Source organism: Nonomuraea sp. NPDC047529 (assembly GCF_040642995.1).
Lineage (GTDB): Bacteria > Actinomycetota > Actinomycetes > Streptosporangiales > Streptosporangiaceae > Nonomuraea.
Genome location: NZ_JBEYTJ010000048.1, coordinates 32854 through 59596, shown reverse-complemented (window position 1 = coordinate 59596; position 26743 = coordinate 32854). Strand labels below are relative to the sequence as shown.

Annotated in this window: 25 protein-coding genes; 4 read left to right on the top strand and 21 right to left on the bottom strand. The window is 73.7% G+C overall.

The features are described from left to right. Positions 1-89: 89 nt before the first annotated feature. A complete protein-coding gene (locus tag ABZ815_RS45385; RefSeq protein WP_357707991.1) occupies positions 90-1271 on the top strand; it encodes an FAD-dependent monooxygenase in 1182 nt (393 codons plus the stop codon). 3 nt (positions 1272-1274) lie between these two features. On the opposite strand, the gene ABZ815_RS45380 is transcribed toward ABZ815_RS45385, so the two are convergent. Continuing rightward, the gene (locus ABZ815_RS45380; protein ID WP_357707989.1) at positions 1275-1823 is read right to left on the bottom strand and encodes a hypothetical protein; all 549 of its coding nucleotides are present in this window, start codon (positions 1821-1823) and stop codon (positions 1275-1277) included. A 115-nt stretch (positions 1824-1938) separates the two neighbouring features. Here ABZ815_RS45380 and ABZ815_RS45375 point away from each other — a divergent pair, with 115 nt between their 5' ends. Beyond that, positions 1939-2910, top strand: a complete 972-nt coding sequence (locus tag ABZ815_RS45375; protein WP_357707988.1) for an alpha/beta hydrolase — start codon at positions 1939-1941, stop codon at positions 2908-2910. Between the two features lie 62 nt (positions 2911-2972). On the opposite strand, the gene ABZ815_RS45370 is transcribed toward ABZ815_RS45375, so the two are convergent. The 10 genes from ABZ815_RS45370 to ABZ815_RS45325 form a co-directional block, all read right to left on the bottom strand. After that, positions 2973-3950, bottom strand: a complete 978-nt coding sequence (locus tag ABZ815_RS45370; protein WP_357707987.1) for an alpha/beta hydrolase — start codon at positions 3948-3950, stop codon at positions 2973-2975. 11 nt (positions 3951-3961) lie between these two features. After that, a complete protein-coding gene (locus tag ABZ815_RS45365; protein WP_357707986.1) occupies positions 3962-5032 on the bottom strand; it encodes an aryldialkylphosphatase in 1071 nt (356 codons plus the stop codon). Continuing rightward, positions 5029-6102 carry a phosphotriesterase gene (locus ABZ815_RS45360; protein WP_357707985.1) on the bottom strand — a complete coding sequence of 358 codons (1074 nt, stop codon included), beginning with the start codon at positions 6100-6102 and terminating at the stop codon, positions 5029-5031. The genes ABZ815_RS45365 and ABZ815_RS45360 overlap by 4 nt, the downstream gene beginning before the upstream one ends. Before the next feature lie 45 nt (positions 6103-6147). Further along, positions 6148-7662, bottom strand: coding sequence for an aldehyde dehydrogenase (NADP(+)) (locus tag ABZ815_RS45355; RefSeq protein ID WP_357707983.1), 1515 nt, complete (start codon positions 7660-7662; stop codon positions 6148-6150). Next, entirely contained in the window at positions 7655-9127 is a 1473-nt protein-coding gene (locus ABZ815_RS45350; RefSeq protein WP_357707982.1) for an FAD-dependent oxidoreductase, read from the bottom strand. The genes ABZ815_RS45355 and ABZ815_RS45350 overlap by 8 nt, the downstream gene beginning before the upstream one ends. Next, entirely contained in the window at positions 9120-9419 is a 300-nt protein-coding gene (locus ABZ815_RS45345; RefSeq protein WP_357707980.1) for a (2Fe-2S)-binding protein, read from the bottom strand. The genes ABZ815_RS45350 and ABZ815_RS45345 overlap by 8 nt, the downstream gene beginning before the upstream one ends. Beyond that, positions 9416-10663 carry an FAD-dependent oxidoreductase gene (locus ABZ815_RS45340; protein ID WP_357707979.1) on the bottom strand — a complete coding sequence of 416 codons (1248 nt, stop codon included), beginning with the start codon at positions 10661-10663 and terminating at the stop codon, positions 9416-9418. The genes ABZ815_RS45345 and ABZ815_RS45340 overlap by 4 nt, the downstream gene beginning before the upstream one ends. A 40-nt stretch (positions 10664-10703) precedes the next feature. Beyond that, positions 10704-11705, bottom strand: coding sequence for a proline racemase family protein (locus ABZ815_RS45335; protein ID WP_357707978.1), 1002 nt, complete (start codon positions 11703-11705; stop codon positions 10704-10706). After that, positions 11702-12607 (bottom strand): dihydrodipicolinate synthase family protein, encoded by a 906-nt coding sequence (locus ABZ815_RS45330; protein ID WP_357707977.1) that lies wholly within the window; start codon positions 12605-12607, stop codon positions 11702-11704. Before ABZ815_RS45330 ends, ABZ815_RS45335 begins: the two co-directional genes overlap by 4 nt. 70 nt (positions 12608-12677) lie before the next feature. Then, positions 12678-13997, bottom strand: a complete 1320-nt coding sequence (locus ABZ815_RS45325; RefSeq protein ID WP_357707976.1) for an aminopeptidase P family protein — start codon at positions 13995-13997, stop codon at positions 12678-12680. A 216-nt stretch (positions 13998-14213) separates the two neighbouring features. Here ABZ815_RS45325 and ABZ815_RS45320 point away from each other — a divergent pair, with 216 nt between their 5' ends. Both ABZ815_RS45320 and ABZ815_RS45315 read left to right on the top strand, forming a co-directional pair. Beyond that, complete coding sequence (locus ABZ815_RS45320) at positions 14214-14414, top strand: hypothetical protein (protein ID WP_357707974.1); 201 nt, start codon at positions 14214-14216, stop codon at positions 14412-14414. Between the two features lie 108 nt (positions 14415-14522). Beyond that, positions 14523-15758 carry an acyltransferase gene (locus tag ABZ815_RS45315; RefSeq protein ID WP_357707972.1) on the top strand — a complete coding sequence of 412 codons (1236 nt, stop codon included), beginning with the start codon at positions 14523-14525 and terminating at the stop codon, positions 15756-15758. Here ABZ815_RS45315 and ABZ815_RS45310 read toward each other — a convergent pair. From ABZ815_RS45310 to ABZ815_RS45265, 10 genes are all read right to left on the bottom strand, one after another. Next, positions 15741-16697 carry a TauD/TfdA family dioxygenase gene (locus ABZ815_RS45310; RefSeq protein WP_357707971.1) on the bottom strand — a complete coding sequence of 319 codons (957 nt, stop codon included), beginning with the start codon at positions 16695-16697 and terminating at the stop codon, positions 15741-15743. The genes ABZ815_RS45315 and ABZ815_RS45310 overlap by 18 nt on opposite strands. An 80-nt stretch (positions 16698-16777) precedes the next feature. Then, positions 16778-16900 (bottom strand): putative leader peptide, encoded by a 123-nt coding sequence (locus tag ABZ815_RS45305; protein ID WP_357707970.1) that lies wholly within the window; start codon positions 16898-16900, stop codon positions 16778-16780. Between the two features lie 10 nt (positions 16901-16910). Further along, positions 16911-18377 carry a hypothetical protein gene (locus tag ABZ815_RS45300; RefSeq protein WP_357707969.1) on the bottom strand — a complete coding sequence of 489 codons (1467 nt, stop codon included), beginning with the start codon at positions 18375-18377 and terminating at the stop codon, positions 16911-16913. After that, the gene (locus ABZ815_RS45295; RefSeq protein ID WP_357707968.1) at positions 18361-20064 is read right to left on the bottom strand and encodes a hypothetical protein; all 1704 of its coding nucleotides are present in this window, start codon (positions 20062-20064) and stop codon (positions 18361-18363) included. Before ABZ815_RS45295 ends, ABZ815_RS45300 begins: the two co-directional genes overlap by 17 nt. Positions 20065-20393: 329 nt before the next feature. Further along, complete coding sequence (locus ABZ815_RS45290) at positions 20394-21650, bottom strand: hypothetical protein (protein WP_357707966.1); 1257 nt, start codon at positions 21648-21650, stop codon at positions 20394-20396. 38 nt (positions 21651-21688) lie between these two features. Next, the gene (locus ABZ815_RS45285; protein WP_357707965.1) at positions 21689-23011 is read right to left on the bottom strand and encodes an MFS transporter; all 1323 of its coding nucleotides are present in this window, start codon (positions 23009-23011) and stop codon (positions 21689-21691) included. Beyond that, entirely contained in the window at positions 23008-23406 is a 399-nt protein-coding gene (gene paaI, locus ABZ815_RS45280; RefSeq protein ID WP_357707964.1) for a hydroxyphenylacetyl-CoA thioesterase PaaI, read from the bottom strand. The genes ABZ815_RS45285 and paaI overlap by 4 nt, the downstream gene beginning before the upstream one ends. Beyond that, positions 23403-24254: an SDR family NAD(P)-dependent oxidoreductase gene (locus ABZ815_RS45275; protein ID WP_357707962.1), complete on the bottom strand. Its 852-nt coding sequence runs from the start codon at positions 24252-24254 to the stop codon at positions 23403-23405. The genes paaI and ABZ815_RS45275 overlap by 4 nt, the downstream gene beginning before the upstream one ends. Further along, positions 24251-25507, bottom strand: coding sequence for an MFS transporter (locus ABZ815_RS45270; RefSeq protein WP_357707960.1), 1257 nt, complete (start codon positions 25505-25507; stop codon positions 24251-24253). Before ABZ815_RS45270 ends, ABZ815_RS45275 begins: the two co-directional genes overlap by 4 nt. A gap of 2 nt (positions 25508-25509) precedes the next feature. Continuing rightward, positions 25510-26739 carry an AMP-binding protein gene (locus tag ABZ815_RS45265; RefSeq protein WP_357707959.1) on the bottom strand — a complete coding sequence of 410 codons (1230 nt, stop codon included), beginning with the start codon at positions 26737-26739 and terminating at the stop codon, positions 25510-25512. Between the last annotated feature and the right edge of the window lie 4 nt (positions 26740-26743).

The window sequence follows — 26743 nt, the reverse complement described above, 5'->3', positions numbered from 1 at the left end:
CGTCCGGCGGGCGCGCCTCCTCCCCTGGCACAGACCCTCTGATACTCTCTGTGCTGAATTGATTACTTTCTGTCGCTAGGGGAGCTAGTGTGAAGGTCGCCTGCGTCGGCGGTGGACCCGCCAATCTGTACTTCTCGATCCTGATGAAGACGGTCGACCCGTCCCACGAGATCACCGTCCATGAGCGCAACCCGGCCGGGGCGACCTACGGCTGGGGCGTGACCTACTGGGACGACCTGCTCAAGAACCTGCGCGCCGCCGACCCCGAGTCCGCGGACGTCATCCGCGAGAACTCGATCCGCTGGGACAGCTGGGCCACCCACATCCAGGACCGCGCGACGGTGACGCTGACGGAGTCGGACGAGGGCTTCGGCATCTGCCGTCACCGCCTGCTCGACATCCTCGCCGACCGCGCCCGCTCCCTCGGCGTGCACATCGAGTACGGCCGCGAGATCGCAAGCCAAGATGAACTGGACGCCGACCTGGTCGTGGCCGGCGACGGCATCAACAGCGCCCTGCGCGAGCCGCACGCCGACCACTTCGGCACCGAGGTCGCGGTCGGCCGCAACCACTACATCTGGCTCGGCACCACGAAGGTCTTCGACGCCTTCACCTTCGCCTTCGTCGAGACCCCGCACGGCTGGATCTGGTGCTATGGCTACGTCTTCAGCGAGGACCACAGCACGTGCGTCGTCGAGTGCTCCCCCGAGACCTGGAAGGGGCTCGGCCTCGACCAGGCCGCCGAGGCCGACGGCCTGGCGCTGCTGGAGAAGCTCTTCGCCGACATCCTCGACGGCCATCCGCTGATCGGCCGGGCCCACACCGACGGCAGCGCGTACTGGCTGAACTTCCGCACGCTGACCAACCGCACGTGGTACCGCGACAACCTCGTCCTGATCGGGGACGCCGCGCACACCACCCACTACTCCATCGGCGCGGGCACCGCCCTGGCCTTCGGGGACGCCGCCTTCCTGGTCAACGCGCTGAACCAGGAGCCGGAGCTGGACGCCGCACTGGCCCGCTACGACCGCGAACGCCGTGCGGCGATCCGCCCGCACCAGAAGTCGGCCCGCCTCAGCGCCCAGTGGTACGAGAACCTGCCGCGCTACATCGACCTCCCGCCGGTCGAGTTCATCGCGCTGCTCGGCCAGCGGCACTCCCGGGTGCTGCCGCACCTGCCGCCCCGGCTGTACGTCCGGCTCGACCGCGTCCTCAGCTGGTTCGGCGGGGGCGGGTTCGACAGGAGCGACCAGGGAGCGCCGCCCGAGTGAGGATCAGGGGAAGTCCTTCGGGTTCACGGGGCTCGTCCGCGCGTTGCCGCCTCTGATCGGGTTGAGGGTCAGGGTCCAGATGGTGTACTGCGTGGAGGTCGTGCGGAAGCGCAGCCGGTCGTTGAACTTCTGGTAGCTCGCGGCCCTGGTGAAGCGGCCCTTCGAGGTGCTGAACCGGTAGCCGGTCGTGAAGTAGATGCGGTACGTGCCGTCCCTGACGTCCCGGATGCGGGCCGTGGATCTGGCGCGCACGTAGATGCTGACGGCCTTGGTCCTGCCCTTGACGATGGTGACGACGCCGTCCTTCGACGTGCCGTTCTTGATCTTGAGTGTGCCGCGGCCGCCGCTGAGGCGGTCGTAGATGATCCGGCCGTTGGCCGGGCGGGAGGCCGCGGCGGCCTGGACGGCGGAGGTGGCCCGGACGGCGGAGGCGGTCCGAAGGCCCGCCGTGGTGGCGCCGGCCGGGGTGGTGGTCAGCAGCGTGCCGGTCAACGCGACGGCCGCCACGACCCCTGCGCGTAACGGGGTCGCTTCGAGAAGTCTCTTCACCATGGTCTTCTCCTTGGGGGGACATGGTCAGACTGATCGCGTACCCGTGTATATCAGGACAGAAAGCTTCTACGCTCGTAGACTTTAAGGCGTCCGTTCATCTCCGAGAGGCGGCACGATGAGCCACGTCCCCGTCCCCTATGACCCTGAGCTGGCGGAAGGTCTCGCGGCGTTCCTGACGGCGGTCGAGAGCGTGCCGCTGCGCGCGGACACCATCCTGCGCAACCGCGAGATCTTCGCCGGGCTCATCCCGCCCATGGAGGAGATCGTCGCCGGCCGTCCCGTCGAGTGGTGGGACGTGGACGTGCCCGGCCCCGAGGGCGCCCCCGACGTCACCCTCACGGTCGTCCGTCCCAAGGGCGGCCCCGCGCCCGGCGCGGCGGCCGTGTACGAGATCCACGGCGGCGGCATGATCCTCGGCAGCCGGTTCTTCGGCATCGAGAGCCTGATCCAGGCGGCCCTGGAGCACGGCATGGTCGGCGTGACGGTCGAGTACCGGCTGGCCCCCGAGAACCCGGCACCGGCGGCGGCCGAGGACTGCTACGCGGGCTTCGTCTGGACCGCCGCGCACGCCCGGGAGCTGGGGTTCGACCCGGGCCGCCTGGTCGTGTCCGGCTTCAGCGCGGGCGGCGGGCTCACCGCGTCCGTCGGCATCATGGCCCGCGATCGGAACGGCCCGTCCGCCGCCGGCCTCTACGTCGGCGCGCCCATGATCGACGACCGGAACTCGACCGTGTCGAGCCTCCAGTACGACGGCATCGGCGCTTGGGACCGCAACAACAACGACACCGCCTGGACCGCCCTGCTCGGCGAACGGCGCGGCACCCCGGAGGTGCTGCCGCACGAGGTCCCGGCGCGGGCGTCCGACCTGTCGGGGCTGCCGCCGGTCTTCATCGAGGTCGGGGCGGCCGAGGTGTTCCGCGACGAGGCGGTCGAGTTCGCCGGCCGCATCTGGGCGACCGGCGGCCAGGCGGAACTGCACGTGTGGGCGGGCGGCCACCACGGCTTCACGGGCACACCGGGCGCGCGCGTCTCCCGCGCCGCCCTGGCGACCAAGCACTCCTGGTTCCAGCGAACCCTGAATCTCTGACCCCACCGCGGCGGCCCCCGTCGGGCCGTGCCGCCGGGGGCCGGAGCCGGGAGGACGGGGGTTCAGAGGGTGAGAGTGCGCCGGAGCCAGGACAGGCGGGTGGCGAGGGCGGCGCGGGTGATCTCGTGGTCCGGTGCGAAGATGTCGAAGCCGTGGAAGGCGCCGCTCCAGATGTGCAGCTCGGCCTGACCGCCCGCGGCCCAGATCCGCGACGCGTACGCCACGTCCTCGTCGCGGAACAGCTCGGCGGCCCCCGCCTCGACGAACGCGGGCGGCAGCCCCGACAGGTCGGCGGCCCGCGCCGGGGCCGCGTAGCAGGAGACGTCGGCGTCCGGGTCGCCGGCCCGTTCGCCGAGCAGGGCCCGCCAGCCCAGCAGGTTCAGGGCGCGCGGCCAGGTGCCGAGGCCGTCGTACTGGTGGCTGGAGACGGTGGTGTTGAGGTCGTCCAGCATCGGGCACAGCAGGAGCTGCCCGGCCAGGCGCGGGCCGCCGCGGTCGCGGGCCAGCAGGGCGACGCCGGCGGCCAGGCCGCCTCCGGCGCTGCCGCCCATGACGACGACGCGTCCGGGGTCCACGCCGAGTTCGGCGGCGTGCTCCGACATCCAGGCCAGCCCGGCGTAGCAGTCCTCGACCGGCGCCGGGTGGGGATGCTCGGGGGCCAGGCGGTACTCGACGTTGACGGCGACGACGCCCAGCGCCTCGACGAGCGCGACCAGGCGCGGGAAGTCCATGGCCCGATGGCCGGTGATCATGCCGCCGCCGTGGATGTTGAACAGCCCGGGTACCGGGGCCGCCGGGCGGCGCGGGCGCAGCACGGTGACCTCCAGGTCGGGCGCGCCGGCCGGGCCGGGGACGAACCGCTCCTCGGCGTCGATCTCCCGGTCGCCGATCACCTCGGCGACGGACGGCATGGGCATGGCCGCGCCGGCCGCGCGCATGAGGGGGATGGTCTCCAGGGTCGGGGCGGGGCCGTCGGGCCGGGGCATGCCGTCCAGGACCGCGGCGAGCGCCGGCTCGAAGGGGACGGGGGTGGGGGGCATGGTTCTCCTGGTCACTGCGGGGCTGCGAAGGCGAGGGCCCGTGCCGGGTTCTCGACCATGATCATGTGGATGGCCTCGGCACTGACGCCGAGGCGGCGCAGGGCGGGCAGGAAGTGGCGCGGGATGTAGTCGTAGCCCTTGCCGCCGTACCTCTTGAGCTGGATCTTCTGGCAGACGTCGTGGCCGAGCACGATCTGCCGTGCGTAGCCCCGTTCGACCAGGTCGGCGATGCCGCGCAGGACCTTGTGGTCACTGCCCAGGACGAGGTGGCCCCACGGGCTGCCGGGCGCGGCCAGGAAGTCGAACTCGACGAACACGCCCCGGGCGAGCAGGCGTTCGGCGAACTCGGGGCCGGACAGGACGTCCACGCAGTGGCCCAGGACGACGTTGCCGGGGGCGACGCCCTCCTCCTGGAGGATGTCGAGCACCCGGAACTTCTCCTCGCCGACGCCGCCGAAGTGGAAGGTGACCGGCGCGCCGGTGACGCGGGAGGCCCGTCCGGCGGCGCGTACGCTCTTGAGCTCGCCGTCCGTCAGCGGCGCCGACTCCGCGCCGACCTCGCCGATGATGCCCGCGCGGACGCCGGTGCCGTCGGCCCCCAGCACGACGTCGCGCACGATGACGTCGGCCAGCTCGTCCACGGTGCGCCCGGCCATGTCGGCCGGATGGAACGTCGGGGTGTACCAGCCGCCGCCCATGACGATGTGCAGCCCGCTGGCCCGCGACAGCCGCAGCAGCGCCTCCGGGTCCCGGCCGAGGCCGATGGGCGAGACCTCGACCATGGTGCGCCCGCCGCTGTGGGCGAAGGCGAGGGTCTCGGCGAGCATCTCGTCGAAGTCGCCCAGCAGGTCGTTGTCGGCGTTCGGGCCGCCGTGGCGGACGCGCGCGAGGGTGTCCAGGGTGAGCGGCTCGGCCGCCGCGGGCGCGTCCTCGCCGGGACGGCGGGACCGGGCGGGCCTGCGCAGGTCGACGAAGATGTGCTCGTGCATGGACGTCTGCCCGAGCAGCGCCGGGTCCACCGGGCCGGCGACGGTGAGCGCCTGTCCGGCCAGGTTCGGGATGGGGAAGGGGTAGCGGCTCACGAGCCCGCCTCCTCGGTCCTGAGCGCGAGCAGCCGCCTCGGGTTGCGCACGGTGACGGTCTCGATCAGCTCGTCGTCCGCGCCGAGCATCCGCAGGTACGGGACGAACTGCCGCAGCACGAACGCGTAACCGCCGCCGCCGTAGGCGAGGAGCTGCGACTTGGCGCGTACGTCGTGCGAGAGCAGGAGGCGTCCGGCGTGGCCGCGGCGGGCGAGTTCGAGCACGGCCGCGGCGACGTCCTGGTCGTCGGAGACGCTGAGCGCGGTGGGCAGCCTGCCGAGCTGGTCGAACTGCACGAAGACGCCGCGTTCGAGCAGCGGTTCGAGCTCGTCGGGACGCGGGGAGAGCGCGTCGCAGTGCCCGACGGCCACCCGCGCGAGGTCCGCGCCCTCCTCGGCGAGCAGGTCGAGGACGCGCTGCTGGACGGCGGGGTCGTCATCGCGGGCGAGCGAGACGGCGGCGCGGGTGGCCGCCGACGCGCGGGCCGCCGCGACCAGCAGCGCGCGCTCGGCGGGCACGCCGGGGTCGAGCGCGGCCAGCTCGCCGATGACGCCGGCGCGCACGCCGTCCACGCCCTCGGTGAGGTCGCGGAGCAGCTCCTCGGTCAGCTGCTCGGCGGCGTCCCCGCCGGTGGGGAGGCCGGTCCGCGCGGGGTGGTGCCGGCCGCAGCCCATGACGACGGTCAGGCCGGTCGCCTCGGCGAGCCGGCGCAGCCCGGCCGGGTCGCGGCCGAGCCCGTCGGCCGTGAGGTCCACCACCGTGCCGCCGCCGGCCTCGCGGAAGGCGGCGAGCTCGGCGGCGGCCAGGCCCGCGTCGCCGAGCAGCAGGTCGTCCCGGTTGACGGCGCCCATGCCGACCTCGCCCAGCAGGTCCATCGTGAGCGGCGCGCGGTAGAGCCGCAGCGTGCTCGCCGCCGTCGGACGGACGCGGCCGGCACGGGCCCAGGCTTCGGGCGTGTCGTCGGTCGGGGCGAAGTCGCTCAGCAGGTGCTCGTGCGGAAGGACCGCGCCCAGCGAGGCCGCTGGGACCTCGCCGGTGACGGCCACGACCGTGGAGTCGGTGGTGGACACACGAGCAATATAGCCCCAGAACGTCTACAAGTGTAGATAAAAGCGTCAGGCGACTCCGTCCACCATCCGGGGGACGCCGAGCGGGTTGGCCTCGCGCAGTTCCGGCGGCAGGAGGGGGTCAGGGGTGTCCTGGAAGCACACCGGGCGCAGCCAGCGCTCGATCGCGGTGCCGCCGACCGAGGTCGAGGTGCTGGTCGAGGCCGGGTACGGCCCGCCGTGCTGCATCGCGGGCGCGACCGACACGCCTGTGGGCCAGCCGTCCACGACGACCCGTCCGGCCAGCCCGGCGAGCCCGGCCACCAGGCCGGCCGCCGCGCCCTCGCGCTCGTCGGCCCCCAGGTGCACGGTCGCCGTGAGGTTGCCGGGCAGCGCGTCGAGCACCGCGTCCCGCTCGGCCTCCGAGCCGTACCTGGCCACGACGGTGACCGGTCCGAAGCACTCCTCCAGCAGTTCGGCGTACGCGTCCCCGTCCGCGAGCCGTCGCGCCGCCACGGTCAGCACGCCCGGCCGGACGGCGAGCGGCGCGGCGTCGTCCTCGCCCGCGGGCAGCGCCTGCGTGACCCCGGGCAGCAGGGCGCGGGAGCGCACGCCGTCCAGGAAGGCCACCCGCATGCGCGGGTCGAGCAGCGGTCCGGCGGGGACCGCGGCCGAGACGACGGCGTCGAGCACCGCGTCGCCCGCCGGGCCCGCGGGCAGCAGGACCAGGCCCGGCTTGACACAGAACTGGCCGAGCCCCTGGGTGTAGGAGGCGGCCAGGCCCGCGCCGATCTCGGCCGCCCTGGTCCCGGCGGCCCGCTCGGTCACCACGACCGGGTTGAGACTGCCCAGCTCCCCGTGGAACGGGATCGGCCGGGGACGGGCGGCGGCCAGGTCGTGCAGCGCCCGCCCGCCGCGTACCGAGCCGGTGAAGCCGACGGCGGCGGTCAGCGGGTGCCGGACCAGCTCCGGACCCGCCTCGAAGCCGTGGACCAGGCCCACGACGCCGGCCGGCAGCCCGGCCTTCTCCGCGGCGGCGCGCAGCGCGCGGGCGGTCAGGACGCTGGTCGCCGGATGGTCCGGATGCGCCTTGACGACGACCGGGCAGCCGGCGGCCAGCGCGCTGGCGGTGTCGCCGCCCGGCACGCTGAAGGCCAGCGGGAAGTTGCTCGCCGCGAACACCGCGACCACGCCCAGCGGCACCTTGTAGCGCCGCAGGTCGGGACGGGGGGCCGGGTGGGCGGCCGGGTCGGCGTGGTCGATGATCACGTCCAGGAAGGCGCCCGACTCGGCCACGTCGGCGAAGGCGCGCAGCTGGTAGCAGGTGCGGGCCAGCTCGCCGGTGAGCCGTACCCGGCCGAGCGCCGTCTCGGCGTCGGCGGTCGCGATGATCTCCTCGCCGCCCTCCTCCAGCAGCGCGGCGGCGGTACGCAGCAACTCGGCGCGTACGGACCGGTCGGCCAGCGCCGGGGCGGCGGCGGCAGCGGCGCGTACGGCGCGGTCCACGTCCTGCGGCGTGGACTCCGCCGCGACGCGCCCGCGGGACTCCCCGGTACGCGGATCGACGCTCAGCACGTCACTCACGGTCTTGTCCTCTTTCGTCTTCGTCGGGAGTTTCGTCGGCGAGGGCGGCCAGCTCGCCCAGCGGCACCGGGGCCGCCAGGCTCCGGGTGGACAGCGGGCGCAGGTCGGCCGCCGTGCTCTCGCGGCGGCTCAGGCAGGCCGCGACGCCGGCGGTGGCGAACCCGCACACCCGTCCCTGGCACCAGCCCATGCCCGGCCTGGCCAGCATCTTCAGGGTGCGCGGGTCGTCGGCCCCCAGGTCGTCGTGGGCACGGCGAAGATCGCCGTAGGAGACCTCCTCGCAGCGGCAGACCAGCGTCCCGTCCCGCAGCCAGGTCGTCCAGGCGCGCGGCACGGGGTAGGTCCGGTGCATGGCCGCGGCGAAGCGCCGTCCGCGGGCGATCGACCGGCGCAGGCGGCCCATCAGCGCCGGGTCGGCGCGGCGGCCCAGCGTACGGGCCAGGGCCAGGGCGCTCAGCCGGCCCTCCTGCCGGGCCAGGACGGCGCCGCCGACGCCGGTCGCCTCGCCGGCGACGTACAGGCCGGGGACGCCGGTGCGCTGGAAGGCGTCCACGATGACGACGAGCGAGCCGTCGACGTCCTTCCTGGTGTCCGCGCCGAGCATGAGCGGCAGTTCGAGCGAGGGCGTGAAGCCCCAGCCGAGCGCGACGAGGTCGACGTGGACCTCGCTGACCGGCCCGGCCGGGCGGCCGTCGCTCCCGACCCCGCTGAGCCGGACCGCCTCGACCCGGTCCTCGCCCAGGATCTCGGTGACCACGGTCCTGGTGCGGTACGGGACGCGGTGGCGGGCCAGCAGCGCGGCGTACTGGAGCGCCTCCAGCCCCTTGGCGGGCACCGACGCGGCGCCCCGGAGGTCGCGCAGCCACCCGAGCGTGGCGTTGGCCTCGGCGACGGCCGCCACCCGCGCCCCGGCGGCGGCCAGGCCGGTGGCGACCGGCAGCAGGAACGGCCCGGTCCCGGCGACCACCGCGCGGCGGCCCGCCAGGGTGCGCTGCCCCTTGAGCAGGGCCTGCACTCCTCCGGCGGCCATCACGCCGGGCAGGTCCCAGCCGGGGACGGGCAGTTGCCTGTCGTAGCCGCCGGGGCACAGGATCAGCGCGCGGGCGGTCACCGTCGTGCCGGCGGCCCCCTCCTCGGGGACGGTCGGCGTCGTGCGCAGCGTGAACGTGCCCTCGCCGTCGCGGGTGGCCAGCCAGACCTGGTGGCCGGGCAGGTAGCGGACCCGTCCGGCGGCGGTCAGGGCGCGCAGGCGGTCGCGGAGCCGGGTGAAGACCGGCCAGCCGTGGTGTCCGGCGGCGTCGCCGGGGCGGGCGTGGCGTTCGTCGTAGTGCCGCCAGAACTGGCCGCCGGGCTGGCCGGCGGCGTCCACGAGGGCCACGCCGAGCCCGGCCTCGGCGGCCTCGACGGCGGCGGCCAGCCCGGCCGGCCCCGCGCCGACCACGGCGACGTCGTACGGCTCACGCATGATGCCCTCCCCGCTCGCCGGCACCCTGTTCGCCGTCTTCCTGGGCGGGGGTGTCGTCGCCGAGGCGCATGCCGTCGCGCGCCGGGACCAGGCAGGCGCGCAGGTCGGGGACGCCGTCGACGGTGATGAGGCAGTCGAAGCAGATGCCGATGCCGCAGAACAGGCCGCGCGGCCGGCCCGCCCCGCGGGTGGTGCGCCAGTCGAGGATGCCGGCCGCGACCAGGGCGGCCCCCACGCTCTGTCCGGGCTCGGCGGGGACGCTCTCGCCGCGGAAGGTCAGCTGGTGGGTCATCGGGGCGCCTCCTCGGTCGCGGAAGACCCGGTCCCGGAGCCGCCGGTCGGGGGTGCCCCGCCGCCGGGGGCCTCGGTGTCAGGGGCCTCCGCGTCATGGGCCTCGGCGTCGGGGAAACGGTCGGGGGCGAACGGGGTGAGGTCGAGGTCAGGGGTGCGGCCGGTGAGGGCCTGGGCGATGAGCTTGCCGGTGCCCGCCGACAACCCGATGCCCGCGCCCTCGTGCCCGCAGGCGTGCCACAGTCCGGGTGCGCGCGGGTCGGGCCCGATCACCGGCAGATGGTCCGGACAGTACGGCCGGAACCCCAGGTACGTGCGCATGGCGCGGACGTCCCGCAACATCGGGAACAGCGCGATCGCCTTGGCCGCCAGCGCCCCGGCCGCCGCCGGGGAGAACGTGCGGTCGAAGCCGACCCGCTCCCGGGAGGCGCCGATGAGGATCGTGCCGCTGCCGGTGCCCTCCACGACGGGCGAGGTCTGCAGGGCGGCGTCGGAGCTGGCCACGTCCCCGACGTACTCGGCGGCGTAGACCTTGTGGCGGATCGTCCGGGGCGGCATCGGCTGGGTGACCAGCACGAACCCGCGCCGGGGCAGCACGGGCACGTTCACCCCGGCCAGGGCGGCGAGGTCGCCGGCCCACGTGCCGGTCGCGTTGAGCACCGCCCCGGCGGGCAGGTCGCCGGACGTGGTGCGCACGCCGGTCACGCGGCTCCCGTCGCGCAGGAACCCGGTGACGCCGGTACGGGTCCGCACCTCGGCGCCGTGCGCGCGGGCCAGGCGCAGCAGGTGGGCGACCACCAGCATGGGCTGGACCTGGGCGTCCTGGGGGTAGAAGGCGGCACCGGCGAGGCCGGGCGCGAGGTGCGGCTCGTAGTCGCGCAGCTCCTGCGCGGCCACGTCGCGCACCTCGACGCCGTGGCGGCGCTGGTGCTCGCCCAGCTCACGCAGCGAGGCGAGGCCGGCCCCGGACGAAGCGACGACCAGGCCGCCCTTGGCCTCGAACTCCCACGACCCGGCGTGCTCGGCCAGGTCCTCGCGCCACACCCGCTGGGAGTGGAGCGCGAGGTCGAGCTCGGGCCCGGCCTCCTTGTCGGACACCAGCAGGTTGCCCTCGCCCGCGCTGGAGGTGCCGCCGGCGATGGCACCGCGCTCGACGACCACCACCCGCAGCCCGGCCAGCGCGGCGAAGTAGGCGCCGGCCGCGCCCACCACGCCCGCGCCGACCACGACCAGGTCGGCGCTCACGGGGTGCCCTTCGCGCCGCCCGCCCGCGGGCCGGGCCGGCTCACAGCAGGAACCCCGCCGGGAACGGGTCGGTCGGGTCGAGGTGGAACTGCGAGGTGCCGGTGACCCAGGCACGGCCGGTGATCGAGGGCAGCACGGCGGGCAGCGGGCCGACCGTGGTCTCGCCGAGCAGCCGCCCGGTGAAGCGGGTCCCGATGAACGACTCGTTGACGAAGTCGTCCCCGAGGGCCAGCTCGCCCCGGGCGTGGAACTGGGCCATGCGGGCGCTGGTGCCGGTGCCGCACGGCGAGCGATCGAACCAGCCGGGGTGGATGGCCATGGCGTGCCTGGACAGCTGCGCCGTCGAGCCGGGGGCGGCCAGGTAGACGTGGTGGCAGCCGTTGATGTCGGGACGTTCGGGGTGGACCGGGCGGTCGTGCTCGTTCACGGCGTCCATGATCGCCAGCCCGGCGGTCAGCAGGTCGCCGGCGCGGGCCCGGTCGAAGGGCAGGCCCAGGTCGGCCAGCTCGACGAAGGCGTAGAAGTTCCCGCCGAAGGCCAGGTCGTAGGCGATCTCCCCGAAGCCGGGCACCTCGACCTTGCGGTCCAGCGCGTACGCGAAGGAGGGCACGTTCTGGATGGTCACCGAGGTCGCCGCGCCGTCCTCGACCGCCACGGACGCCACCACGAGCCCGGCGGGCGTGTCGAGCCGGATCGTGGTGACCGGCTCGACCACGGGCACCATCCCGGTCTCCACCAGGACGGTCGCCACCCCGATCGTGCCGTGGCCGCACATCGGCAGCAGCCCGGAGACCTCGATGAACAGCACGCCGTAGTCGGCGTCCGGCCGGGTCGGCGGCTGGAGGATCGCCCCGCTCATGGCGGCGTGGCCGCGCGGTTCGTACATCAGCAGCGTGCGGACGTCGTCGCTGTTCTCCATGAACCACAGCCGGCGCTCGGCCATGGTCGCCCCCGGGATCGTGCCGACGCCGCCGACGATCACGCGGGTGGGCATGCCCTCGGTGTGGGAGTCGACGGCGTGGAAGGTGCGGCGTGATCTCACTTGTAGCCCTTTTCCAGGACGGTCTCGGTGTCGGCGGTGATGCGGGCGACCAGTTCGGGCGCGAGCGGCAGGCGCGGCGGACGGCAGGCGCCGCCCTTGCGCCCGGCCAGGTCCATGGACAGCTTGATCGACTGCACGAACTCGGGCTTGGAGTCCCAGCGCAGCAGCGGGTGCAGGTCGCGGTAGACGCGCAGCGCCTCGGGCAGGTCGGCGGGGTCGCCCGAGGTGGCCAGCCGGTACAGGCGGGTCGTGGACTCCGGGATCATGTTCGGGTAACCGGCGATCCAGCCGACGGCCCCGGCGAGGCCCAGCTCCAGCAGCACGTCGTCGGCCCCGATGAGCAGGTCAAGGTCCGGCGCCAGCTCGGCGATCTCGTACGCCCTGCGCACGTCCCCGGTGAACTCCTTGACGCCGACGACCAGGCCCTCGTGGAACAGCTCGGCCAGCAGGGCGGGGGTCAGGTCCACCTTGGTGTCGAACGGGTTGTTGTAGGCCACGACCGGCAGCCCGGCCTTGGCGACCTCCCGATAGTGGGCGACGACGGCCTCGCGCGGGGCCCGGTAGGCGTTCGGCGGCAGCAGCAGCACGGACGTGGCCCCGGCCTCGGCCGCCTGCTCGGCCCAGCGGCGGGCCTCCATGGCGCCGTACGCGGCCACGCCCGGCATGACGCCGAACCCGGCCGGCGCGGCCTGGACGGCGGTCTCGACGACGCGGGTCCGCTCCTCCGGCGTGAGCGTCTGGTACTCGCCCAGCGAACCGTTGGGCGTCACACCGTCACAGCCGCCCGCGGCCAGGAACCGAACGTGTTCGGCGAACCCGTCGTAGTCCACGGAGAGGTCGTCGTGGAAGGGCAGGGCCGTCGCGACGTGGATGCCGCGCCACGGTGTGGCGGAGGTGGTCATGCTGAGGTCTCCTCACTGGGGATTTTCGAGATTATGCGGTGTGATGTCACGGTGATGTCACAGCGGCTACCTACCCGGCGGCCATCCACTTCTCCAGGCCGTCGGCGTCCAGGGGCAGCGCGGCCGACAGCACGTCGGCGCCCTGTTCGGTGACCAGCAGGTCGTCCTCGATCCGGACGCCGATCCCGCGCAGCTCCGGCGGGACGGTGAGGTCGTGCGCGTGGAAGTACAGGCCGGGCTCGACGGTGAGCGCCATGCCGGGGGCCATGACGGCGTCCTGGTAGGACTCCTGGCTCGCCCGGCCGCAGTCGTGCACGTCCAGGCCCAGGTGGTGGCCGACGCCGCAGACCAGGTAGCGGCGGTGGTGCTGCCCGGCGTCGGACAGCGCCTCGTCCACCGAGACCGGCAGCAGGCCCCAGTCGGCCAGGCCGTGCGCGACGACCTCCATGGCGGCGTGGTGGAAGTCGCTGAAGCGGCGGCCGGAGGCGACCGCGGCGAGCGCGGCCCGGTGGGCCCGTTCGACCAGGTCGTGCACCTGCCGCTGGGCCGGGGTGAAGCGGCCGGAGACGGGGAAGGTGCGGGTGACGTCGGCGGTGTAGCAGCTCTCCGCCTCGACGCCGAGGTCGAGCAGCAGCAGTTCGCCGGGGACCACGGGGCCGTCGCAGCGCACCCAGTGCAGCGTGGGCGCGTGCGGGCCGCCGCCGACGATGGAGGGGTAGCCGGGGCCGTTGCCGTACGCGCGGGCGTACCGGTCGAAGGTGCCCTGGAGCCACCGCTCGCCGCGCCCGGCGACGGCGGCGGGGATCTCGCGGACGACGGCGGCGAACCCCTCGACGGTGCGGTCCACCGCCTCGCGGAGCTGCCCGATCTCCCAGTCGTCCTTGTACATGCGCAGCTCGGCGAGGACCCGGCGGGCCTCCTGGTCCTCGGTGACCTCCATGGTCAGCTCGGCCAGCGGCCGGACCCGGACACCCAGCGCCTTCGCCCAGTCCTCCGGGCCCGGCGCGGCGCCCACCCACAGCTCGCCGTACCTGGAGTCGGCGAAGAACGCCGGATCGCCGGGAACGGCGGGCGGCGGCAGGTAGAGGGTGGCCTCGGCGCCCTCCAGCACGACGACGGCGTTCTCGATCTGGCAGCCGGTCAGCCAGACGAAGTCGCTGGCGGCGCGGAAGTCGTAGGCCATGTCGTTGCTGCGGATCGGGGCCTGCCCCGCGGCCAGCACGACGGTCCGGCCGGGCAGCGCCTCGGCGAGCCTGGCCCGGTGGACGGCGGCGGCCTCGGCCGCGCCGGGCACGACGGGCGGTGTGCGGTCGGGGGTGCCCCAGCCGCTGTTCATGTACGCGGTGAAAGCGGGGATCTCGGACAGCCTCGGGGGCCTGCCGTCACGCACCGATGACTCTCCTTCCATAGGGCTCAGTAATGTGTGGCATTGCACTGAACACTAGGACGACGGAAAGCCGCCGCCAAGAGGTGACCGGAAAAATCCGCATTCTGTGACAAACGCTCGGCTACTCTTCGGGGGCCACGCGATCAACGAACACCGCTGTCAACGCACACAGAGCCCCGCGGCGGGACAAGCGCGGCGGGACGAGAGACGGGAAGAACGATGACCTCTTGGATCCTCATCGTCGCCGGCGTGCTGCTGGCCCTGGTCGGCGGGCTGTGGGCCCTCCAGGGGCTGGGCGTGGTGGGCGGCAGCGTGATGACCGGCGACGCCACCTGGGCGGTGATCGGGCCGCTGGTGCTCCTGGTGGGCGTCGCGGTCGTGGTGATCGGCCTGCGCCTGCGGCGTTCGCCGTCCCGCTGAGCGCGGCGGGCGACCCGCTCACGGACAGAGCCGAGGGCGATGCGGGCCATGCGCTCGCGGGGGGTCAGGTCGCGAATGACCTGCGACAAATAGCCTAGAATCGCACAGATGTCCCCCGCCCCCACCCGGCTGGCCTGGTTGGACGCCCTGCGGGGGCCGGCCGCGCTGGCCGTCACCGCGCACCACGCCGGCTGGTCCTTCGTCCCCGCCGTGTGGGCGGTCGTGGACCGCAGGATCGACCTCGGCACGTGGGGCGTGTTCGTGTTCTTCCTGGTCAGCGGCTACATCATCCCGGCCTCCCTGGAACGGCGCGGCGACCTGCGCGCCTTCTGGACCGGCCGGGCCTTCCGCCTCCTGCCGCTGCTGCTGACCGCACTCGGCCTGGCCTTCCTGCTCGGCCTCGCGGGCCTGCTCCCCCTCGACCCCCGCCTCGGCGAACGTCCCGCGCCCCTGGTCGCGCTCGGCAACCTGACGATGTTGCAGGAGCTGCTCAACCTGCCGCCCGTCATCGGCGTGACCTGGACGCTCTCGTACGAGATGGCGTTCTACCTGATCAGCGTGGGGCTGTTCGCGACCGGTCAGGCCCACAGGTCGGCGGGGATCGCCGTGTCCCTGGCGGCGCTGGCCGTGCCGGCGGGGCTGCTGCTGCCGGGCGCGTCGATCAACGGCGGGGCCGACCTGGTCGCCGCGCTGCTCGCCCTCGCGGTCGTCGCGGCGATCGCGGTCACCGTCCTCGGACGCGGCCGGGCCCGTACGGCGGCCGCCGTGGCGGGCGGGCTGCTCGGGCTGGCGCTGGTGGTCCTGGGCAGCCGGGCGGGCACCTGGCAGGGCGTGATCATCCTGGCCGCGATGTTCGCCGGGACCGCCGTTCACCGCGCCGAGCAGGGCACGATCTCCTGGCGGACCGCCGGTCTGGCCGCGCTGGCGGTGCTGGCCTGCGGGATACCCGCCAAGGACGACCCGGGCTGGGCGCCCGCGCTCGTGCTCGCCTTCGCCGTGTTCGGGCTGGGGCTGGCGTTGCGCCACAGGGCGTTCCCGCGGGTGCTGACCCGGCTCGGCGTGATCAGCTTCTCCGTCTACCTGCTGCATCCCCTGCTGCTGCGCCCGCTGCCGAACCTGCCGCTCTACTACGTGGTCCTGATCCCGCTGTGCCTGGTGACGTACCACGTGGTCGAGGCCCCGGCGCAGCGGCTCGGCCGCCGGTTGATCGCGTCGCGCACCCCCCTCCCAGAAGTGGGGACCGACGCCGCGGGCGGGCACCCCCCAGCCCCCGCCCGCGCGTCCGGTGCCGCGAGCGGGTCCCGCTCGCGGAGGTGGCCGCCGTCGTCAGGCGACCACGAGTGACTGCGCCCTGAACTCCCTTCCGGCCACGATCTCGGAGACGAACCCGTCGGGGCCGACGGGACGGTCGCCGATCAGCGTGACCCGATGCAGCGTGCGCGGCACGTCGAGGTGGTCGAGGTCGGACGGGGCGAGGTGGGCGGTGGCCCGGTTGTCCCAGAAGGCGACGCTGCCGGGACGCCAGCGGAACCGCACGGTGTACTCGGGCCGGGTGAGCTGCTCGTACAGCAGGTCGAGGATGCGGCGGCTCTCCACGGCCGACAGGCCCACGATGTGGTCGGTGAAGCCGGGGTTGACGAACAGCGCCCGCTCACCGGTCTCCGGATGCACCCGCACCACCGGGTGCACGGAGATCAGCAGGTTGTCGTTGATCCGCTTGACCAGCTTGCCGTCCTCGTCGGCGGACTGGTAGCCGGCCAGGAAGCGGTGCTCGGCGCGCAGGCCGTCCACCAGGGCGCGCAGCGGCGCGGACAGGCCCTCGTAGGCGGCGACCAGGTTCGTCCACTGGGTGTCGCCGCCGAACTCCGGCACGGTCTCGGCCCGCAGGATCGAGGCGGCGGGCGGGTTGACGGCGGCGGTGACGTCGGTGTGCCAGCCGGAGAAGTAGGAGTAGCGCCGCCGCTGGTAGAGCTCGCGGTAGTTGACGCCGTAACGCTTCTCGTACCGGCGGGGGTCGATGGTGAGGATCTGCGGGAACTCCTCGGGCGGCGCGTCCTCGTGCGGGTGGGCGTGGGTCAGCTCGCCGAACTGGCGGGCGAAGGTGATCTGCGCGGCGTGGTCGAGCTCCTGCCCGTGGAAGAACACGACCTTGTACGCGAGCAGGGCCTGCCGGATCTCCTCGACCACGGACGGGTCGAGCGGGTGGGCCAGGTTGACGCCGCTGATCTCGGCGCCGATGTGCCCGGCGACGCGCCGGACGGTGAGAACGCTGGTGGTCGACATGGTCGGGCCACTCCTCTGAGCTTCGGGGAAGGTCTGGGGGAAGGACGCTCGGGCGTCCGAGGAGAGCGGGGACCCGGAGGTCACCGCATGGCACAGAGCGCGCTCGCCTGCCGCCGGAGGTCGACGTGGAGGCGGGCCACCAGAAGGCTCTTCACGCCTTTGATCCTGCGCGAAATTTCCCACAAAAGCAATAGGTAATACATGAAAGGCGGCTCAGCTCCGGCCGGGGCCGCCGTCCGTCATCGTGATCCGTCCCGAGTACGCCGACGTGCCGTCCGGGTTGAGCTGGAGGATCGGGATCTCCTTGGTCTGGCGGGCGCCGCCTTCGACGATCCTGATCGGGCCGCTGGCGCCCTCCACCGCCACCGTGCCGCTGGTCAGCATGTTCGCCATGTCCTGCGGCGAGGGCACGTCCGGCTCCCGGGCGAACGCCTTGACCGTCTCCAGGGCCACGAACATGGCGTCGTGGTGCATGATGGCCATGCCGTCGCCCAGGCTCTCGTGCGGGAACACGCGCGGGAAGGCGTCGGGGTCGTCGCCGGCGAATCTGGCCCTGATCGCCGTGAGCACCTCGCCGCCGGGCAGGGTGAGGCCCGCCGGGTGGGCCAGGGCCGTGTAGAAGAGCCGGATCCTGGTGTCCCCCCACATGTTCAGGTCGGCCTTGCGGTTCATCTCGCTGGCGTCGTCGCCGGTGATCACGGTCATGCCGGGCCGGACGCACCGGTCGCGCTGGCTGAGCGCCTGCATCAGCGCGGGAAGCTGCTCGCTGCGCCCGGCGTACAGGACGGTGTTCGCGCCGGAGTTGCAGACCCGCTCGGCGATGACGTCGAGCACGGTGCCGGAGAACCGGGTCGAGGAGTCGAACGACAGCTCCATCACGCGTTCCCGGCCGGCCAGCGAGCCGGTGTAGAACCGGGCGAGGGTCTTGACGTAGCTGTCCGCCGGGTTGAGGTCCTTGATCACAACCGCCTTGAGCCCGGGGTTCACCTTCCTGGCGTGCACCACCCCCGCCTGGGCCTGCTCGCTGTTCAGCGCCGCGACGCGGGCCAGCCCGCGGACCCCGGTGAGCTCGTCGGAGGTGATCACCGCCGAGACCATCGCGTACCCGCTGCCGCTCAGGCTCTCCACCGTTCTGCGGGTCGTGCCGGTGCTGGCGCCCAGCCCGGTCACGGCCACGATGTGCTCGTCCGCGGTCCGGGCCTTGATCGCCTCGACCGTCGGCTCCCAGTCGTCCGGCCCGTCGCTGCCGACCAGCACCCGCACGTACGGCGGCGAGGACGGCTGCCGGTTGCGCCACACCTGCGCCAGGTGGATGCCCTCCAGGCCGTGCCTGATGCTCTCCCTGTTCAGGCCGATGTCGGTGAGGGAGCCGGTCATCGGGAACATCGCCACGACGGTGACGTACGCGCCCGGGTGGTTCTTCGCCACCTCGGCGTTCTCCGCGGCGATGCGGTCCATGACCGGAGCCAGGTCGGGGCCGAAGGCGCCGCTCTCGTCGGTGAGCCTCGACGTCCTGACGGAGAACCCGAGGACGACGACGACCGCCACGACGAGCACGCCCGCCAGGGCTCTTCGCAGGAAGACGCGGTTGCGACGGTCCCGCGCCCACTTCGCGCCGACCTCCGCGGGGGCCGGCTCGCCCGTCCCGGCCCTGCCGGGGTCGTCACCGTCGTCGCTCATACCTGTCGGCCTCCCGTAACAAGATCGCCGGACTGGTGGCGGACCTCCTGGCCAGGTCCCGCAACCCGCGCGCGACCTGCTCGGCCCGGCTCCCCGACGGGTCGAGCAGCGGGTCGAGCCAGAACCAGCGATCCACGACCAGGGTCCTGACCACGACGAGCCAGTCCCCGCGCTCGCGCGGGCCGGCGGTCGCCACCAGGGAGTCGTACAGCTCGTCCAGGGGGGTGACCAGCGGCAGCCGGTTGGGGGCCGTGGTCACCTCGTTGAAGCCGGCGAGCCATTCCGGCAGGCGGCTCTGGCCGTCCTCGCGCACGTCGAGCCGGTCGAAGAGGCGGTGCAGGTGCCCGGCCACGTGGGTCAGGTGGCCTTCGGGGTCGTCCCGGCCGACGAGGGCCAGGCGGTGGTGCAGGCTGCGCGTGTTCTCCTCGCCTCCGGGGCCGAGGTGGAACCGTTCCAGGTCGCGGTGCACGTCGTCCCAGCGGCCGGTGACGGCCAGCCGGTGCAGCAGCAGCCGCCGCAGCCACGGGTGGATGACGGTGACCTGGGGGCCGCGCGTCCCTTCGTAGCGGCCGTGCGGGTCCCGTTCCTCCGGACGGCGGGCGAGCCAGAGCAGGTCGGCCAGCTCGTTGCGCAGGTTCGGCGCCCGGCCGGCCCGCTTGAGCAGGGCGCTCTCGGCGTCGTCCACGTTCCTGGCCGCCGCCCAGTCGGTGAGCTCGTCCAGGTGGGCCAGGTGCAGCCAGTCCGGCCAGCGCAGCAGGTCCTCCCGGCACACGACGGCGCGGAAGGCGTCGTCGTCCTGGGCCGTGGCGGCCAGCCTGCCCAGGCGCCGGGTCACCGCCGGATGGCCGCCGGTCAGCTCCTGGACGGCCGAGGCGTAGGCGCGCGACCTGTCGGCCGGCAGCGGCGGCATCAGCACCGGGTACCACCACGGCTGCTCGCGCGCGTCGTAGCCGTCCCGCCAGTCCCGGTAGCCCGCCTCGGCGAGCGTGGGCGGGTAGGCGGCGCCCGGGACGACCGTGCCGGGACGCGCCCACGAGCCGCCCATCGGCAGCCACTGCTTCGACTCCGCCACCACCAGCAGCGGGTCCGCGCCCTTGGCCGGGCCGAGCGCCTTGAGCAGGGCCCGGCCCGCCGCGGTCTCGGCCCCCTCCAGCAGCAGCAGGCAGCTCCGGGCATGGCGATGGCTCTTGGACCAGGAGTCGGTGAGGTCGGCGACGAGGGCCCGGCACAGGATCGACCCGGCGGACCCGGCCGGGTCTCCGGCGTGGCCGTCCCGGCGCCTGGCCAGGTCGATCACGTTGCCGTTGGCCATCTGGGCGGCCAGCCACGTCCTGCCCTTGCCGTTGAGCAGCCTGACCACGCGGCGGCGCTGGCCCCGGGCGGCGTACTGGAGCACCGAGGTGAGCGCGGCCAGCGGCTCGGCCCCCGGGATGCGGCCGAGCAGGTCGCGCAGCAGGGCCAGGGCGTCGGACAGGCGTTCGGGGTCGCCGCCGTCCACGAGGTCGTCCAGTTCGCCGGTCAGCTCGTTGTCGGAACGGTCCCGCGGGTCCAGGGCGAGCACGTGCAGCGCGAAGACCACCCGGGGCAGCCTGACGCTGGAGGTCTCCATCAGGTCGTGGGCGATGCGCTCGACGGTCTTGACCACCGGCGCGTCGCGCAGCCCCGGCAGCCGGAAGTCCACCCGCACCCGGGGGGGACTCCGGCCTGGTGACGCTCTTCCAGACGCGGGTCAGGCACACCTCACGGTCGGTGCCGTCCGGCCCGAGCAGCACGATGACCGGGAGCCGGTCGCCGCTCCCGAGCGGGAGACATTCCTTCGTCACCAGGCGAAGGTGAGCGTCGTCGAACGAATCCGCCATTGGAGCAACCTGCCGGGTCGTCGTCAGCTGGTGCGTACCCGAATGAGCATCGCCCCGCGGACGCTCCTTTCCATCATAGAAACGAAGCGTCGAACGACGCGGAGAAATCCGCATTAATCCGGAACCTCCGGCCGAGGCCGGAGGTTCCGCACGGGGTTCAGGGATGCGGGCGTTCGTCCACCACCTGGAGCACCTTCCCGGTACGCGGGTGTGTCACCAGCTCCGACGGCCGCACCCATTCGACGGTCAGCGGGTGCACCAGCCCCTCGGCCACGGACTTCGGGTAGAGCGGCTTGGCCGCGTACACGGCGTCCACGAGCCGCTGGGTCAGGCCGGGCGGCGGCTCCTGCGCGCAGGCCAGGCGGAGCAGCAGGCCGTCCTTGCCGTCCCAGCGGCGTTGGACCATCTGCATCGCCGACATCGCCCGGTCCGGGTCGGCGGCGACGAGCACGGCCCGGACGGCCTCGCTGGACATCGCCACCGTCTCCACCCTGGCCCCCTCGGACGTCCGTCCGACCAGCCGGAACGCCCGGCACTCGGCGTCGGTCCACTCCCCCAGATCGCCGACCGGGTAGCGGATGACCGGCATCAGCGTCCTGAACAGGTTGGTGACGACGACCCGGCCGCGCACCCCCGGCGTGCTGATCGGCTCGCCGGTCACCTCGTCGATCAGCTCCACCAGCGTGCGGTCGGGGAACGCCTCGTGCACCCGCACGTCCGCGCCCGCCACCGGCCCGCCGATCAGCCCGGCGTCCACCGAGGCGTAGCCGAGCGAGGCGATCGCCGCCCCGGGGAAGGCCTTGGCGAGCTGGGGACGCAGGTCGTCGAAGAGCAGGTCGCCGGCGAACAGCAGCAGCTCCACGGTGTCGGCGCTGCGCCCGCGCGCGATCACCGCCTCGGCCACCTTGCCGAGCTTCATCGGCGGCCCCGCCAGCACGTGGACGCCGAACAGCTCGATCAGGTCGGCGATGTAGCCGTCCGGGGCGTGGCAGGCGATGGGCAGGCGCACGTTCTCCACGGGGGCGTTGTGCAGGGCGTGCTCGATGTAGAGGAAGCCGCCGTACATCTCGCCGGCGGAGAACAGGTTCGCCACCCGGTGGCCGGGCCGCAGGCCCGCCTTCACCATGCCGGCGCCGAACGCGGTCACCGAGTCGGCGTGCTCGGAGCGCGTCCACGGGGAGAACTTGGGCGCTCCGGTGGTGCCGCCGGAGGCGTAGACGCCGGCGTCGGTGAGAGGGCCGGTCAGCAGCCGGTTGTCGGGGTAGGTGTTGGCGGCCCAGAAGGCGTCCTGGTCGATGATCGGCAGCGCGGTGAGGTCGTCCACGCCGTCGGGCAGGTCGCGGTAGGTCTCGGCGTAGAACGGCGAGTGCCGCCGGGCGAAGTCGATCAGGTCACGCAGGGACTTGGCGGGCATGTGTCACTCCTTGGGGTCGTCGGTGCTCAGAGCGGTGCTCAGATCCGGCTGTGGGCCAGGCTGGGGACCCGCGCCAGCACCCTGCGGCGGTAGAACCACCAATTGGTGGCCAGAAAGACGGCGTAGGCGCCGATGAACACCTGGAGGGCGGGCGCGACGGAACCGGATCCGGCCAGCGAGACCGCGAAGCCGCGCGGGATGAGGAACCCGCCGAACGCGCCGATCGCCGAGGCGATGCCGATGGCCGCCGCGGCCTCGCGCCTCGCCCGCAGCCGCACGTCCGCCGAGCCGTGCCGGGCCTGCGCGGTGAAGATGGCCGGGATCATCCGGTACGTGGACCCGTTCCCCGCCCCGGAGGCGACGAACAGCAGCAGGAACGCGCCCAGGAAGAGCGGGAAGCTGTGCCGTCCGAGCGCGGCCAGCGCGGCCACGGCCCCGGCGGCCATGACGACGAACGACCACGAGGTGACCCTGGCCCCGCCGTACCGGTCGGCCAGCCAGCCGCCGACCGGCCGCGCCAGCGACCCGGCCAGCGGCCCGATGAAGGCCAGGTACGGCGAGGCGGACTGCGCGAACACCGACTTGGCGACCAGCGGGAACGCCGCCGAGTATCCGATGAACGAGCCGAAGGTGCCGATGTAGAGGAAGGACATGACCCAGGTGTGCGGACGCAGGAACGCCCTGCCCTGGGTGCCGAAGCCGGTCCTGGCCACGGCCAGGTTGTCCATGAACAGGTACGCGCACAGTGCGGCGGCCACGATGAGCGGCGGCCACACCAGCCCCGCGTACGCCAGGCCGCCCGCCGCCACCAGCGGGATCAGCAGCTGCACGACCGCCACGCCCAGGTTCCCGCCGGCCGCGTTCACGCCCAGCGCGAACCCCTTGCGCCGCTCCGGGTAGAAGTAGGAGACGTTGGCCATGGAGGAGGCGAAGTTGCCGCCGCCGAGCCCGGCCGTGGCCGCGGCGACCAGGAACATCCAGTAAGGCCTGGCCGGATCGGTGACCAGCCAGGCCAGCAGCCCCGTCGGCGCCAGGAGCAGCAGGGCGCTGGCCACGTTCCAGTTGCGCCCGCCGAAGGCCGAGACCGCGAAGGTGTAGGGCAGCCGCAGCGTGCTGCCGACCAGGTTCGGCACCGCGACCAGCCAGAAGAGCTGGTCGACGGTGAACGGGAAGCCCGCCTTCGGCAGCAGGACGACGACGGCGCTCCACAGCAGCCACACCGCGAAGCCGAGATGCTCCACGAAGATGGAGAAGATCAGGTTCCTGGTGGCGACGCGGCGTCCGACGGCCGCCCAGAAGCCCGGGTCCTCGGGTTCCCAGTGCTCGATCCAACGCCCGGTTCGTCTGTTCTGCTCGGTCATGGGGCCTTCCTTTCGTCGGTGGGCCGGCCGGCGACCACGACGCCGTGGCCGCGGAACTCGGCGACGATCTCGCCGGCCGGGCGGCGTACGGTGACGTCGTAGACGCCGTGCCGACCGTGTCTTGCCCGTTCCGTGGCCTCGGCCACCAGCACGTCGCCCGCCGCGGCCGGGCGCAGGAACGTGACCTGGGCGCTATGGGCCAGCATGACCGGGCCGCGGCTGTTGCAGGCGTGGTCGAAGGCGGCGTCGGCGAGCAGGAACAGGTAGCCGCCGTGGGCGACGCCGTGCCCGTTCACCATGTCCTCGGTGACGCGCATGCGCAGCCGGGCCCGGCCTCCGGCCGCCTCCTCCAGGGCGATGCCGAGCGCCCGGCAGGCCGGATCGGGGCCGGTCACGGCGCGGCTCCGATCCAGGTCCTGGCCATGGTCCGGACGGCCGAGCCGTCGGGGTCGGCGAGTTTGCGGGCCACGTACTCCGACACCCAGGGGCTGGTCGGGATGCGGAAGGGCGGGTCGGCGGCGGTCAGCGCGTCCACGACGACGTCGGCCACCTGCCAGGAGGACTGGCCCGCGCCCTCCCAGCCGGGGCCGCACACCCAGTCGAGGTAGGCGTCGAACGTCGGGGCGTACGGGCCGGAGGCGGCCCGGATCGTCTTCCTATTGATGTCCGGAAAAATCCCGAACCGGGTGTCGGAGACGAAGCCGGGCACGACCACGCTCACCCGCACCCCGTGCTCGGCCGCGACCGGCGCCAGGCTCTCCATGAACCCCTCGACCGCCGCCTTCGCCGCCGCGTACGCCTCGTTGAACGGCTGGCCCACGACGCCGTGCACGCTCCCGATCGTCACCAGACGGCCGCCGGCGGCCCGCAGCAGCGGCATCGCGAGCCGGCTGACCTCGACGACGCCGAAGAAGTTGACCTCGAAGTTGGCGCGCAGCGCCTCCGCCGTGGACATCTCCATCGTGGGGTCGAAGTTCGACACGCCCGCGTTGTTGACCAGCGCGTCCAGCCCGCCGTACGTCTCGCGCACGCCCCGCAGGCAGGCCCGCGCCGAGGCCGGGTCGGTGACGTCGAGGCGGCGGACGTCCAGGGTGACGCCGGCCCGATCGGCCGCCGCGCGCAGGTCGCCGTCCCGGCCGGGGTCGCGCATGGTGGCCACGACCGTCAGCCCGGCCCGCGCGGCGGCGACCGCGGTGGCCAGCCCGATCCCCGACGAGGTCCCCGTGATCAGCACTGTCGTCATGACGCGCTCCCCGCCAGGTGCGCCCGCGGCGCGGCCCGGTCCATCAGCGCCTGGAGGCCCGAGGCGGGCAGGAACGAGAACGCCGCCAGCAGCGTGCCGCCGGCCATGACCGCCTGCGCCGCGCCGAGCACGCCCAGCGCGGGCGTCAGCAGGGTGACCGCCGACCCGCCCGCGAGCGCGGCCAGCGGGATCACCCCCCAGGTCGCCGTGCGGAACGCGGCGTGCATCACGCCCTGGTTCTCGGCGGCCATCCGCGACTGCCGGATCGGCGCGCTGCACACGTTGATGCACGACATGAAGAAGCCGTAGCAGCCGAACGTCACGCCGATCACCGGCGCGGCGGGCAGCGCGGGCGCGGCCAGCACGCCGAGGCCGACCAGGCAGTGCAGCAGGAGCGCCCACGCCATGGTCCGGCCGAGGCCGAGCCGGTCGCTGATCCTCGGGGCGACCAGCGCGCCGAGCACCGCGCCGACGGCCGCCGCCGACATCGCCGCGCCGAACACGCCCACCGAGACGCCGAGCCCCTGGTAGGCCAGCACCGGCAGGACCGTGACGAAGATCGGCCCGCCCGAGTTGAGCACCACCGCGGCCAGCACCACCCGCCGCAGCACCGGATCGGCCCAGTTCAGCCGGAACCCGAGCATCAGCCGCGAACGCACCGGCACCCGCTCCCCGGTCGTGACGCCCCACGGCTTCATGGCCCGCAGGCACGCCGCCGAGACCAGGTAGGTGGCCGCGTCCACGAGCAGCGAGGCCACGCCGAGCAGGTGGTAGAGGCCGGCCGCGATCGACGGCCCGGCCACCTCCGACACCGTGCTGCTGCCCTCCAGCCGCGAGTACGCCCGCACCAGCCGGTCCTGCGGCACGGTCGTGGGCACGGCGACGAGGTAGCCGATGTTGAAGAAGATGGTCGCGCCGCTGATCAGCGCCACGCACACGAACAGCACGGGCGTCGAGAGCACCCCGCACCAGTACGCGACCGGCATGGCCCCCACCGCCACCAGCCGGACGAGGTCGCACACGACCATGGTCAGCCGCTTGTCCCACCGGTCCACCAGCACCCCGGCGATCGGCCCCAGCAGCGGGATGCCCAGGTACTGGGCCATGGCCACGATGCCGACCTCCAGCGCGGAGGCGTGCAGTACGAAGATCATCAGCGTCGGGACGACGAACACGGTGATCCGGTCGCCGAGCAGGCTCACCGTCTGGCCGCTCCAGTAGAGGCCGAACTCCCTGCCGAGCGACCCCGGCATCCTCACTGCTCCTCCCGGACTACGAAGGACGAGGTCTTGCCGGTGCGGTCGTTGCCGATCAGCGCGTCCACCGCCCGTACGCGGAAGGAGCCGGGATCGTGCTGGAAGGCCGTGCTCAGGGTGAAGGTGGCGGCCAGGAGGTCGCGGCGCAGCCGTTCGGGCAGGTCGGGCGGGGCGTCCTGGCCGGTCAGCAGCAGCACGTCCACGCCGGAGACCCGGCCGCGCCGCTCGGTGACCAGGACCTGGGCCCGCAGCACGCCGGGCTCGCGCTCGGCCTGGGCGACGACGTCGTCCACGTGCAGGCCGAGGCCGCGTACCTGGACGACCGAGTCGCGGCGGCCCAGGATGCGCAGCGCCCTGCCGTCCCGGCCGCACGGGCAGGCGACGAAGCGGCCGGCGTCGCCGGTGCGGTAGCGCAGCACCGGGTTGAGCATGTCCGGGTCGAGCGTGGTGAAGTCCAGCAGCTCGTCGGCGTCGCTGTGGACGAGCTGGTCAGGCAGCGGGTGGAAGACGTCGGCCGGGCAGTCCGGGGTGTTGGTGGCCGCGACCCAGGTCTCGGTGCTGCCGAACATGCCCCAGCGGCGGGCGTCCGGGGCGACCTCGGCCAGGTCCTCGTCGAGCTGCGGATGCCACGCCTCGCCCAGCCAGAGCACCTTGCGCAGGGCGGGCAGGCGCAGCCCGGCGGCCCGCGCGTGGGCGAACCACAACCGCAGCACGCTGGGCGTGCCGCCGAACGCGGTCACCTTCCGGTCGGCGAGGAAGCCGAGCCAGTCGCCGTACTCGTCCCTGCCGACCGAGCCCAGGGCGATGACCCGGCAGCCGGACAGGTCGGCGAAGGCGGCGGCCAGGAAGTGGGCGCCCCACATGCGGCCGGCGCCCCAGGCGTTGACGAAGACGTCGTCCGGCTCCAGGGGCCGCCACTCGCGGTGCACGCCCGCCATGTAGAAGCCGGTGGGGGCGTAGCCGACCTTGGGCGCGCCGGTGCTGCCGCCGCTCTGGAAGAGCCAGGTCGCGCCCTGCCCGGCCTTGGGCTCCAGGTGGGCGAGGGCGACGTTGAGGTCGTCCTTGACCAGCGGGGGCAGGGCGGCCAGGTCCTCCAGCGTGAGCACCTTGCCGTGGCCCTCGTAGCGCGGCGCGAGCGCGGGCACGCTCCTCAGCCGCTCCAGCGAGCGCCTCGGGACGCTCAGGCGCGGCTCTGCCGCCTCGGGCGTCAGCGAGAACGATTCGGTCATGGGG

What these genes read in the sequence shown, in the direction of transcription:
- ABZ815_RS45330 (WP_357707977.1), bottom strand. Translation starts at nt 12,607, where the DNA reads ATGACCACCTCCGCCACACCGTGGCGCGGCATCCACGTCGCGACGGCC.
- ABZ815_RS45290 (WP_357707966.1), bottom strand. Translation starts at nt 21,650, where the DNA reads ATGCCCGCCAAGTCCCTGCGTGACCTGATCGACTTCGCCCGGCGGCAC.
- ABZ815_RS45310 (WP_357707971.1), bottom strand. Translation starts at nt 16,697, where the DNA reads ATGTCGACCACCAGCGTTCTCACCGTCCGGCGCGTCGCCGGGCACATC.
- ABZ815_RS45275 (WP_357707962.1), bottom strand. Translation starts at nt 24,254, where the DNA reads ATGACGACAGTGCTGATCACGGGGACCTCGTCGGGGATCGGGCTGGCC.
- ABZ815_RS45265 (WP_357707959.1), bottom strand. Translation starts at nt 26,739, where the DNA reads ATGACCGAATCGTTCTCGCTGACGCCCGAGGCGGCAGAGCCGCGCCTG.
- ABZ815_RS45380 (WP_357707989.1), bottom strand. Translation starts at nt 1,823, where the DNA reads ATGGTGAAGAGACTTCTCGAAGCGACCCCGTTACGCGCAGGGGTCGTG.
- ABZ815_RS45300 (WP_357707969.1), bottom strand. Translation starts at nt 18,377, where the DNA reads ATGAGCGACGACGGTGACGACCCCGGCAGGGCCGGGACGGGCGAGCCG.
- ABZ815_RS45315 (WP_357707972.1), top strand. Translation starts at nt 14,523, where the DNA reads ATGTCCCCCGCCCCCACCCGGCTGGCCTGGTTGGACGCCCTGCGGGGG.
- ABZ815_RS45285 (WP_357707965.1), bottom strand. Translation starts at nt 23,011, where the DNA reads ATGACCGAGCAGAACAGACGAACCGGGCGTTGGATCGAGCACTGGGAA.
- ABZ815_RS45350 (WP_357707982.1), bottom strand. Translation starts at nt 9,127, where the DNA reads ATGCGTGAGCCGTACGACGTCGCCGTGGTCGGCGCGGGGCCGGCCGGG.
- ABZ815_RS45375 (WP_357707988.1), top strand. Translation starts at nt 1,939, where the DNA reads ATGAGCCACGTCCCCGTCCCCTATGACCCTGAGCTGGCGGAAGGTCTC.
- ABZ815_RS45320 (WP_357707974.1), top strand. Translation starts at nt 14,214, where the DNA reads ATGACCTCTTGGATCCTCATCGTCGCCGGCGTGCTGCTGGCCCTGGTC.
- ABZ815_RS45345 (WP_357707980.1), bottom strand. Translation starts at nt 9,419, where the DNA reads ATGACCCACCAGCTGACCTTCCGCGGCGAGAGCGTCCCCGCCGAGCCC.
- ABZ815_RS45370 (WP_357707987.1), bottom strand. Translation starts at nt 3,950, where the DNA reads ATGCCCCCCACCCCCGTCCCCTTCGAGCCGGCGCTCGCCGCGGTCCTG.
- ABZ815_RS45305 (WP_357707970.1), bottom strand. Translation starts at nt 16,900, where the DNA reads ATGTATTACCTATTGCTTTTGTGGGAAATTTCGCGCAGGATCAAAGGC.
- ABZ815_RS45270 (WP_357707960.1), bottom strand. Translation starts at nt 25,507, where the DNA reads ATGCCGGGGTCGCTCGGCAGGGAGTTCGGCCTCTACTGGAGCGGCCAG.